A 1729-nucleotide genomic window follows, 5' to 3' on the forward strand; every position below is an offset into this window, starting at 1 on the left:
CGGTGGGGGCGGGGGGTGTGCCGCGCGGTCGTACAGGGCTTCGGCGACCGGGTCCTGGGCGGCGATGTCCTGCGCCCGGTAGGGGTCCTGGTCGTAGGCGTCCTGGAGGTACGGGTCGGCGGGCGGCTGCGGCGCCTGGTCGTGACCGGGCGGCGGGCCCCCCTGGGGGTCCGACTCGGGATGGCCCGAGTTGCCCGCGGCATGGCCGCGGTCACCGTCGTACGGCGCGTTCATGGTTACCCCACCTCATCGTCCCGGGCCCACCGGCCACGGCATCCTCAACGGTCCACTCTCTCACCCGTGCCGGACGGGCCTGCGTTTTCCGGTGCGGTGTCCGATACCGGGTCACTCGGCTGCTCCGGGCCGTCCGTCTCCGAGCCGGTTTCCGGTTCCTTCGTCCCAGGGCCGCTCTCCGGCTTCTCGGTAGGACGTTCCTCGGGGGTGTCCGGGTTCTGCGGGCCGTCGGGACTCTCGTCCTGCACGCGGTTCTGTTCCTGGGCTTCCTGGGCCTCGCGGGCCGCGGCACGCTTGCGTTGCGTGTACATCCGGAAGCCGGCGAGGACGAGCAACAGCACGCCGCCGCCGATGACCAGCATCACCGTGGCGGTGATCTCGGTGACCTTGACGTCGAAGGTGACGGGCTCGCCGTACTTCTGGCCGTCCTGCGTGTACAGCTGGGCGATCACCGTGGCCCGGCCGTTGGCGTTGGCGGACGTGGTGAATTTCACCGACTGGCTGTGCCCGCCGGAGACGGTGATCGGCTGCTCCTCGTAGGTGTCGCCACCGATCTCGAGGCGGGTCGGGTTGGTCGAGGTGAGCCGCAGCGTCAGGTTCTCGACGCCCTGCACCAGGTTGTTCTGGACGGTCACGGGGATGGTGGCACTGCGGCCGGAGAGCTTCGTCTCCGACTTGTCGATCAGTTTCACCTGGTCGAGAAGTCCGTCGAGGTACGCCTCGACCCCGCTGCGGTAGGTGGCAGCCTCGGCGATCCGGCCGCGCCAGGAGACGGACNNCGGCCGAACGGAGTCACGACCCGGGACGGATCCGAGAGGATCATCTTGAACGTGTCGAGCTTGTCCTGAGTCCTCGCGATCTGCTCGAACGCGGACCGTGGCAGCTCCTGCTTGCGCAGCGAGGAGGGGTACGAGGAGGCCGCTGGGACCTCGGTGGTGGCGGCAGGGTCCGGTTCGGCCTTCGCGGCAGCGGTGAGGTCCTCGGACTTCGACCAGTTCCCGTCCTGGACGGCCTTCAGCGCCTCGGCCATCGTCTGGGCCTGGCGCTGGGCCAGGAACCGCTGCACGGCGAGCGTGGAGGTGGAAGCCTTGGTCATGTCGCCCTGGAACACGGTGGACAGCGGGGCGTCCGCGACGATCGCCGTGGTGCCGCCGCCGATGGGGCGGGCGGCCGAGGGCGTGTACGACAGGTCGCCGGTCTCCCGGAAGGTGTCGCTGCGGGCGATCACCTTGTCGGCTCCGGCGGAGGTGGCGACCTTGACGATGGAGGGGTCCACCGCGCCGTTGACGGGCCAGGCGAAGTCCGTGGTCGGTTTCACGTGGAGGATCGGCTCCACCGTGTTGACGACGACATCCGTGGCCTCCTTGAGATGACTCAGGGAGCCGGTGACCGAGGTGCCGTTGTGGGCGAGGGAGGCCAGATCCGGATCGCCGAAGGGCAGCGCGACGACCTCCTTGCCCTTCACCGCGCTCTGCACGTTGGCGAGCCACCGCTC

General features: G+C 69.8%; 1 protein-coding gene and 2 pseudogenes. All 3 read right to left on the bottom strand.

The window, feature by feature from the left end; genetic code table 11:
* Positions 1–234 (bottom strand): annotated as a pseudogene (locus AOK11_RS37035) (murein biosynthesis integral membrane protein MurJ); the annotation flags it as partial.
* A 44-nt stretch (positions 235–278) separates the two neighbouring features.
* Positions 279–1011: DUF6049 family protein (locus AOK11_RS45885; RefSeq protein WP_240497633.1), on the bottom strand; the 733-nt coding region annotated here is incomplete at its 5' end.
* A gap of 2 nt (positions 1012–1013) precedes the next feature.
* A pseudogene (locus tag AOK11_RS45890) lies at positions 1014–1729 on the bottom strand (DUF6049 family protein); the annotation flags it as partial.

The organism is Streptomyces hirsutus, assembly GCF_001418415.1.
GTDB lineage: Bacteria > Actinomycetota > Actinomycetes > Streptomycetales > Streptomycetaceae > Streptomyces > Streptomyces hirsutus.